This is a genomic window from Rhodothermales bacterium, assembly GCA_034439735.1.
Taxonomy (GTDB): Bacteria; Bacteroidota; Rhodothermia; order Rhodothermales; family JAHQVL01; genus JAWKNW01.
In genome coordinates this window covers 52,606-60,193 of the sequence record JAWXAX010000125.1, presented here as the reverse complement: position 1 = coordinate 60,193, position 7,588 = coordinate 52,606, and the positions used below count along the sequence as shown (strand labels likewise).

Here is a 7,588-nt window from a genome sequence, read left to right as displayed (position 1 = left end):
GTATCAGCGATTACCTCCGCAGCAGTCGGCGGTGGAGGCCCGCCACCGCCCGGACCTCCAAATCCACCCCCACCTCCAAACCCACCGCGGTTGGTGTTGCCCAACACGCCAAGAAGGTCCTCGTTGGCGAAGTTCTGCTGGTTGACGTTGTTGCTCAGGCCGATGAGCGAAATCCGTCGGTTGCCGTCAAAGATATTCATGCTTCCGCCGGCGATGTAGCGGGTTTCGGAGCCGTAACCCCCATAAATCTTCCCAAACTGCCCGTTTTCGGTGCCGGTGGTCGTGATAATATTGATGGTCCGTTCTGAATTCCCATCGTCGAAGCCCGAGAACTGGGCCTGATCGCTGAGCCTATCGAAGACCTGGACGCGCGCGATCACATCGGCCGGCAGGTTACGAAGCGCGGCCGTGGGGTCGTCGCCGAAGTACTCGCGCCCATCGACCAGCACACGGCGCACGTTTTCGCCCTGCACCTGCACCTGGCCGTCCTGCACGACCACGCCGGGCATCTTGCCGACCAGATCTTCCGCGCTGGCATCCGGGTTTGTTTTGAAGGCGCCGGCATTGTACTCCGTCGTATCCCCCTTGATGGTGACGCGCTCCTGCACTTCTTCCACCACCACTTCGTCGAGCGCTACCGTGTCTTCGTCGAGCAGGACAAAGCCGAGGTTATACCCCTCGGCCGGTACATCGATCTGCATCGCGGCGCTCTTGTAGCCCACGAAAGACAACTGGAGGCGGTAAAGACCGGTGGCGGGCACCGTCAACGAAAAGAAGCCCCGGGCGTTGGTTGATGTGCCGTAGGTCTTTAACGAATCCGCCATGCTGGTGAGCACGACGTTGACAGCGGGCAGCCGTTCATTCGTTTTGGCGTCGCGAGTGAAGCCGGCGACTTCCGGATTGGCGCCCTGCCCGAAGGCGAGGACGGGAAGGAAAAAGGCTGTAGCGAGAAAGACGGCGAGAAAAAAGAAGCGGTAGTTCATGCGAGGCGCACGCTCCAGGAGGATGATGTAGCACAGGCTGTCCGCCGGCCGGCGAACGCTGAGCTACTGACGGTGCAACGCCGCATCGCATTCCATGGCTTCCGGAAAACGATGTTAAATAGTGTTAAGAGAAGGGGTTTAAGGTTAACAAGTTTAAGGTTTAAGGAAAATATCTTGAACCTTAAACCCTTCAGCCCTTCAATTCATGCAAAAAATCTCCGTCCACAGTTCGATCGCGACGTCGATCACGCGGCCGCCCTGCTCCGGCGGGCGGGCGTCCTCGGTCCATTTGCCCATCAAGGGGTTCCAGTACAACGCTTTGTAGCCCCAGAATTGCCAGTACGTCCCGGGACGGTCGGCTTCGCGGCTGTAGTGGATGAGGTACCACCCTTCACGGGTAGGCTGAATGGCGCTGTACTTGATCCAGTTCATTGGCGACCTCCGGTTCGTGGTGAAGGGGACGGCTGCCCGTATGATAATCGCCCGAAGCAAGGGCGGACAAGAGCCAGGACGTAACGGTCTGGGCAAAGAAGTTGGGACGATGCACACGCTATGAACAAACGTTCCACATTCAACGCGAAAACGGCTTATAACGCCTCAAACGGCACATTAAGTACGGGGTACTGGCCCCACTCGTTAAAGTCGAAGTGCCACCACTCCCACTCGTACACCGTGAAGCCGGCCTCTTCCATGATATCGCGCAGCAGTTCGCGGTGCCAGCGTTCCAGGGCGCTGCCGCCCGGGTAATCCGGGAAGGCGCGCGGCGAGAACTCATCGTAGCCGCTGGGCATCGGGACGAGGTTGCCGGTGGCCAGGTCGTACAGGCCGATGTCTATCGCGCAGCCGCGGTTGTGGCGAGACCCCTTTGCGGGGTCGGCGACAAAATCGTGTTGGTGTTCGGGCGTTGCCTCCCAGAACATCTTCGTTACGGCCCAGGGGCGGTAGCCGTCATAGACGACGATCCCGAGGCCCTGTTTTTTTAGCTCCGCGCCGGCGCGGACCAGCGCCTCCGCCGCTGGCCGCTGCAGGAACGCCCGTGGCTGCTGGTAAAAAACGGCTCCCATGAAGTTGTTCGTGGTGGCGTAGCGGATGTCGAGTTTAAAGGTCGGATCGAGGGTGCTCAGCTCGACGAGGTCTGGCGCGCGAAGGGAATCCGGCTGCGCCGGCGGGGTGGCCGCCATCGCCTCGGAGCGCAGGGTTTCGACAGGGCGCACGGGATTGATCTTGAAGGTGGCCCCGCCATCGGGTTCGATCCGTCTCCGTTCAAAGTCCACCCCGACAAGTGAAGCGTTCAACCCACGCCCCTGCGCGTCGCGGGTGAAGGTGAGCGTCTCGTCGGGATACAGCCCGTACGCCGGCATGCGGTAGACGTCGGGGCTCACTTCGGTGAGAGGATAATAAAAGAACCACTCTATGAGGGTCCACAACTGCCCGTCGCGTTCGAAGACGTAGAGGGTGTTGTGGTCCCACCCGTATTCGCCGATGAGGCCGGCGTGATGCGGATACGGGGCGGCCGGCCGGGTCGGCGCGACCTGCACGAACCGCTGGCCGGCGGCATCGATCAGGGCGTCGCCTTCCGGAAGCAAGGTGTAGCCGTGGGCGAGCCGGTCGTCGGTGATCAAGGAGTCGCCCCGCATCCGGAGGCGGTGGCGTTCGAGGCCGTTGAAGAGGTAGAGTTCGCCGTTGCGTTCGATGAGTTCGCGGACCGCTCCGTTCGATTCGTACCTGCCGTCGAGCCGGCGCGCGAGGAGCGAGTCGACGGGCGTGAACCGTTCGAAACCGGGCAGGGGTAGACTGGCTTTGTGCGCCCGCAGCAGCCGAAGGGCGTACGCGCCGATCCGGTCCACGGCATCGTTCGCGGCGTCCATCGTTCCCACGACGGCCACGCCAAGCCGCTCGTCCGGCAGTGCGGCTAGGCGGGTGGCATAACCGTACATCACCCCGCTGTGCTGGACGCGTCGCGCGCCCTCGAAGGCATCGACGAAGAAGCCCAGGCCGAAACCAGGCGCTCGCGGATCCCCGCCGCCGGCAAATTGTACGGTCCACATGGTATCCAGCGATGCGGGGGAGATCACGGTGGCTCCATCGGGACCGATGCCGCCGGCGAAGAGGACCGTCATGAAACGACCGAGGTCGTCCATGGTGGTGTACAGGTTGGCCGCCGGCGCCATGCCCAACTCGAACACCGGCGCGGGGAACGTGCGGCCGTCGTAGGTCCACATGGTCCCTTCCGCCAGCCCGGCGCGGAGGGTGGGCCGGGGGGCGAAACTGCTGGTCGTCATCCCCATCGGATGCAGTAGCGCGCGGTCCACGTAGTCGGCGAACGGCTCGCCCACTACAGCTTCCACGACGCGGCCGGCCACGGTGACGGCCGCGTTTGAATATTTGGTCCGGGTCGTCGGCGCGTAAATGAGCGCCGTCTGGTTGAGGCTGGCGACGGTGGCCTCGATCGAGGGCTCGTCGGGGTCGAAATAATGCCCCACCGGCGGCTCGCGCACGAGGCCCGAGCGGTGGCTGTGGACCTGGCGTAGAGTCACCGGGGTCCCGAACGGGTTGGCCGGCTTAAAGTCCGGCAGATAGGTCTCGATGGGGGCGTCAAGATCGAGCCGGCCCTGTTCGACCAGTTGCATCACGGCCATTGCCGTAAAGAGCTTCGAAAGCGAGGCTACGCGGTAGACGGTCTGCCCCGTCGCAAGCGCCCCGGAAGCAGGCTGCGCGGTCCCATATCCATTTGACCAGACGATGTCGGGCCCATCGACGAGGGTTATCGACACCGACGGTAGCCCTTTATCGGCCATCTCGTACTGGATATAGGCGTCGAGGGCGTCGATTACGGACGAGAGGTCCGGTTCGGGAGGAGCAACAGGCCGGCACGCGGCGAGGACTGGCAAGATCAGGAGAAGGAGGTAGCGCGGAGAGTGCATGCGGGTTCGGTTTGTCAGCCCGGCAAGATACGACAGGCCGTCCGCAAGCTTCTCAAAAAGATCACTGGATACGCGGCCCCGATTGCGACGAAGCGGGTTTACATCCCCCTGTGGTCCCCCCTGTGGTCCCCCCTCGGTTTTCCGTGTTATCCCCATCGATCGGAACGCTCCGCATGCAGGCTACCTCGACACCACCGGCACGCTGGGCGCTCGTCACGGCGCTTGCCAGTGTGTACATCATCTGGGGATCGACGTATCTGGCCATACGGTACGCGGTCGAAACGTTGCCCCCGCTGCTGCTGCTGGGGAGCCGGTTCGGCATCGCCGGCGGCGTCATGTACCTGTGGCTCAGGATGCGCGGCGGCGAGCGTCCAACCTTCGTCCAGTGGCGGCGGGCGACCCTCGTCGGCACCCTGATGCTCGGTTTTGGCACCGGCACCCTCGCCTGGGCGACGAAGTTTATCCCGTCGGGCCTTGCCGCCCTGCTCATCACGACTGTGCCGATGTGGATGGCGCTGTTGGACTGGCTCTGGAAAAAAGGCGCACCACCTAACCGGCTGACGATCATCGGGTTCATCGTGGGTGCGGTGGGCGTGGCGTTGTTGTTCGATACCGGGTCGATTCTGGCCGGCGATGGACTCAATGTCGCCGCGGCGGCGGCCACATTATTGGGCGGGATTTGCTGGGCGGTGGGGTCGCTGCATGGCCGCAACGCCGGTCTCCCCGCCGATCCGTTCCTCTCCACCGCCATGCAGATGCTCGGCGGCGGCCTGATGCTGACGCTGGCCGGCCTGGTCGCCGGCGAGGCGGCGGAGATCCACCTGGCCTCCTTCACCATGCGCTCCGTGCTGAGTTGGGCCTATTTGCTGGTTTTTGGCTCGTTCATCGGGTTCAGCGCGTACGTCTGGCTCCTCACCCATACCACACCGACCGTGGCAACGACATACGCCTACGTCAATCCGGGCGTGGCTATTCTGCTGGGCTGGGCGCTGGGAGGCGAGACAGTGACCTGGCGCATGGGCGTGGCGCTGGTGCTGCTGGTTAGCGCCGTGGCGATCATCAATATCTTCGGAAGAAACCGGGCAAAGAAGCCGGCGAGTTTCCCCCCGCCACCCAATCCCGCCGCGGCCCCGTCGGATCAGCCCGTAGGTCGGGTTAGCGAAGCGTAACCCGACGCCACACCACGCCCCCCACATTCCGATCGATTCGGAAACCCATCCCCCCAGACCCCGACTCGGGTCCGGGGGGATCGTTCGATCCTCAGTCGTTCACCCAGCAGTAGCGGGTGACCTGTGCGTTAGGGCCTGGATCCCAGAATCCGTCGTATTCCGCCACGTAGATGCATCCGTCGGGACCGACTTCCATCGATATCGGCGTGCTCATGGTGAGCTGATCGAACGTTTTGATGTTCGTCAGGCGCGTGGTGCGGGTGGAGTACTGGAGCGGCGTGTTCTTTACCATCCGCTCGTCGTCGGAGGTATAGGTGCCCTCCTCGATGTCGCCCCACTTGATCCAACGGCGGGACCAGTCGTAGACGAAGCCCTTGTTCTGAAACGCCTCCGGGAATGCGCCGGCGCCTTTGAAGCGATACACCGGTCCAAACGTAGCCGAGCGGGCGCCGCCCTGGTCATAGCGGTACTCCCAGATCGGCGGCTTGAAGTTCGGAATCATGTCCGGAGTCCACTCATTGTAAAACAGCCGGCCGATCGAGCGCGGCCACCCGAAGTTCTCTCCGCCCTGTGCGACGTTGTACTCGTCGTAGTCGTACACCGCATCCGGGCCGACCACGCCGATAAACAGGGATTCCGTCTCCTGATCCCACTTGATGCGGTACGGGTTGCGCAGGCCGTAGGCGAAGATCTCCCAGCGGACGCCGGGCTGGCCGTAGAGCGGGTTGTCCTTCGGGATCGAACCGTCTTTGTTGATGCGGAGCACCTTGCCACGGAGATCAGTCAGGTTCTGCGAGGTATGCTCGGAGTCCACGATGCGCGACCAGTGCGTATCGTTCAGGTCGTACTTCTCGGCGAACGCTTTTACGCGCTCCTCGCTGATCTCCCATTCGGGCCGGGTGCCGGAGTACCCGGTATCGCCGGTGGAGATGAAGAGGGTGCCGTCGGCGCCCCACTCGAGGTCGCCAGCCTGGTGGCAGCACTGCGGCTCGGTGGGGACGCGGAGGATGATCTTCTCGGTGGAAAAATCGATCGCGTCGTTCCGGTACTCGTACCGCAGCAGCGTGTTGACAAACGTCTCGGGCTCCGCGTAGAAGATGTAGACGTAAGGCTCGCCGGCGTAAAAGTTTGGGTCGACCTCGATGCCATAGATCCCGTGTTCGATGCCCGTCGGGTCGGTCGTCTTGATTTCGGCGAGGAGGCGCGTCTGCTTCGTCGTGGCGTCATAGCGGTGGATCTTGCCGCGTAATTCAGCAATCCAGACGTTACCGCGATCATCGACCGCGATGTCATCCGGCCAGACGTCCGCGGCGATCACTTCCTTTACGCGCCGTCCGCCGAAGTCGGCTTCGACGCGGCCGGCGGCCATGCGCATCCCCTGGAGGACGTGGGTAACAAACGCCGGGTTCTGCCAGACCTCCGCAAAGTGGCCCAGCTTGGTGACGAACACGCGTCCGCCGTCGTACTTCCGAATCCAGGAAATCGGGTAGTCGTTGCGCTCCTGATCCGATGGTTCTTCCGTCACCCCGACACTTGCCATGTCCAGTGAGGCCAACACGCGGGAGTTCCAGCGGGGATTGTTGTTGAGGACGTAGATTTCGTCATTGATGGTGAACGATTCTCCGAAGTGGGCCACGGCCGGGTTGGTAGGCTCTTCGATGGTTACACGGACTTCTTGCGTCCACGGGTTTGACTTAAAGAGGCCGCCGCCGACCATTGCTTCGTATTCGCTCCATCCATAAAACGCATCGAGGCCGGCGTGTGCCACGGCGACGCCTTTGCCCGAACGCACGAACCGCATGATGGCGGCCCGCTGCGCGTGGTTCACCGGCGTCCCTTCGTAGCTATCGCGGGGAGGGCCCGTGCGGGTGCCCGTGAGCACGATGTCGGTGCCGTCGACGGTGACGGAGCCGTTCATCGCATCGCCATCGATCTGGGTAGTGGCCGTGATGGTCGCGGCGCCCGAGCCGAGGTCGTTTTCGATCCACGAAAACGTGAGCGCACGGCCGGCCAACGTCACAACCGTCAGCGGCGCCGGGGCATCACCCACTTTGATGTATCCGGTAAGCGAGCCGGGTGCGCCGGAGATGGCGAGTTTGCCGGTGGCTTTGCCTTGCGTCGTTTCGTAGGAAAGGTCGTAGTTGCCCCAGTCGCCCACCATCGGGTCCCGCGCCGTCACACGCTCCGAGTCCGTCAGGTCATTGGCCACGCGGAGGGTGGAGTTGGCGAAAAAGAGGACGTCGTATTTCGCGAGATTGGCGTCGTTGAGGTCCTCCACGTTCTCCGTCATGTCGATGACGAACTCGGTGGAATCGCTTGCCGCTTGCATGACGGTTTTCGAGGCTTCAATCGACTCGTGCCGGAAGCCGTTGGTCGCCGTGATCATAAGCACCCGTATGGCGTTAGGATCGGCGGCGTTCATCGTCTCCACGGCGGTAGATCGGGCGCCGGAGCAGCCAAAGAGGATAGCCGGCATCAGGAGGATGAAAAAAATTCGCTGGAATGAGTTCAT

Annotated in this window: 5 protein-coding genes; 1 reads left to right on the top strand and 4 read right to left on the bottom strand. The window is 62.8% G+C overall.

The window, feature by feature from the left end; translation table 11 throughout:
- The 3 genes from SH809_10305 to SH809_10295 form a co-directional block, all read right to left on the bottom strand.
- On the bottom strand, positions 1–983 hold a 983-nt coding region (locus SH809_10305), incomplete at its 3' end, for a carboxypeptidase-like regulatory domain-containing protein (protein ID MDZ4700086.1).
- Positions 984–1,181: 198 nt separating this feature from the next.
- Entirely contained in the window at positions 1,182–1,415 is a 234-nt protein-coding gene (locus SH809_10300; GenBank protein ID MDZ4700085.1) for a hypothetical protein, read from the bottom strand.
- Positions 1,416–1,570: 155 nt separating this feature from the next.
- Positions 1,571–3,907: a serine hydrolase gene (locus SH809_10295; protein ID MDZ4700084.1), complete on the bottom strand. Its 2,337-nt coding sequence runs from the start codon at positions 3,905–3,907 to the stop codon at positions 1,571–1,573.
- Between the two features lie 173 nt (positions 3,908–4,080).
- Here SH809_10295 and SH809_10290 point away from each other — a divergent pair, with 173 nt between their 5' ends.
- Positions 4,081–5,076, top strand: a complete 996-nt coding sequence (locus SH809_10290; GenBank protein ID MDZ4700083.1) for an EamA family transporter — start codon at positions 4,081–4,083, stop codon at positions 5,074–5,076.
- A gap of 91 nt (positions 5,077–5,167) precedes the next feature.
- Here SH809_10290 and SH809_10285 read toward each other — a convergent pair whose 3' ends face one another.
- Positions 5,168–7,588, bottom strand: a complete 2,421-nt coding sequence (locus SH809_10285) for a ThuA domain-containing protein (protein ID MDZ4700082.1) — start codon at positions 7,586–7,588, stop codon at positions 5,168–5,170.

What these genes read in the sequence shown, in the direction of transcription:
- SH809_10285 (MDZ4700082.1), bottom strand. Translation starts at nt 7,588, where the DNA reads ATGAACTCATTCCAGCGAATTTTTTTCATCCTCCTGATGCCGGCTATC.
- SH809_10295 (MDZ4700084.1), bottom strand. Translation starts at nt 3,907, where the DNA reads ATGCACTCTCCGCGCTACCTCCTTCTCCTGATCTTGCCAGTCCTCGCC.
- SH809_10290 (MDZ4700083.1), top strand. Translation starts at nt 4,081, where the DNA reads ATGCAGGCTACCTCGACACCACCGGCACGCTGGGCGCTCGTCACGGCG.
- SH809_10300 (MDZ4700085.1), bottom strand. Translation starts at nt 1,415, where the DNA reads ATGAACTGGATCAAGTACAGCGCCATTCAGCCTACCCGTGAAGGGTGG.